The sequence below is a fragment of the Vibrio sp. OPT46 genome (assembly GCF_015163535.1).
GTDB classification, from domain to species: Bacteria; Pseudomonadota; Gammaproteobacteria; order Enterobacterales; family Vibrionaceae; genus Vibrio; species Vibrio alginolyticus.
Window position 1 is genome coordinate 1 of the sequence record NZ_JADDYG010000196.1, and the last position, 1166, is coordinate 1166.

At 39.3% G+C, this 1166-nt stretch carries 1 protein-coding gene; it reads left to right on the forward strand.

Going from position 1 to position 1166, the window contains the following annotated elements:
• Nucleotides 1–1166, forward strand: a 1166-nt coding sequence (locus tag IQR33_RS08735; RefSeq protein WP_193843640.1) for a hypothetical protein, incomplete at both ends; no start/stop codon positions are given.

Consider the following 1166-nt stretch of genomic DNA (forward strand, 5'->3'; position numbering starts at 1 on the left):
GCTGGAATAAAAAGAAGTGCAGAAAGCAGTTGTTGTGACTTTATTTGCCAAGAGGCTTACAGAGAAGCAATATGCGAGCTTTATCCTGAAGATGTAGCAATCTATAAACAAGCATACGGACTTCTTCTGGATGCATCTAAAACATGTTTAGAAAGGGTTGAGCTTGAAACTGAAATCTCAGTAAGTGACATAAAACCAGACGAGATCATCGATGGTCCTTTTCATGCATTTGTGTTTAGCGACTATTATTTTGATCTAAACCATTCCGATCGATTTTGGGTTAAAGATATCACTCTGTGTTTACAGCATGAAGTAGAAAGGGCATTAGAGGCTGAGAATTGGGAGGGTGAGAATTTAGAGCAAGAGCTGCAAACAATATCACCTGATTTGGTTAGCATTGCTCAGATGATTGATGAGCAATTTGTCACCGCATTGTATCCTTTTCGTGAATATAAAAACACTTTTTATCACAGGTATTCGCCAACACTTTTCTTTAGTATTTATGATTATAGAGATGCCTTGCACTACTTCCACCTCCCTTTTGAGAAAAAGAGTGAAGGGCTTTGTTTTTACAGTGCGCCATATACGCTTCATCAGTTCTATCGTGGGTCTTTTGGTTTGGATAACTCTACCAGAAAAAAACTGGTTCCAAAGGAAGCTTTATCTCGGACGTTAGCAAATGAGGAAAGACAATTTACAGTTGAAGAAGAGCACCTCTCTGCTTGGATGGCTCTCGAGTTTTGCGGTTCATCAGACAAAGTGGAACTTATTGATTGGGTCAATATGAGTGTTGATGTTTCTAGGCCTCTTTCCGACAATGAGATAAAGTGGGTAACGGCATGGTTTAAACAATCCCTATATGCCTCTCAAGCAAATAATATCCGAGCTGAAATACAATGCGCTACTTCAATAGAAGAGATTATTAATCTAAACAAGCTGCTAGAATCTATCGGGGGCAGGAATATAGATGAAACAATAAGTTTGTATCAGTCCAACAACCTTAATTCTCCTCCACGCAGTAAGATTAAAAACTACCTTTGTGGAATGATTTTACACCAAGACCGTTCAATCAACCCTAAAAAACTAACCTACACGGAGTTGGAACAAAACCTCGCTGCTGAACTTTCTGACCTAGGGTATGGCATTGGCTTTTCCGATGAGAGCAT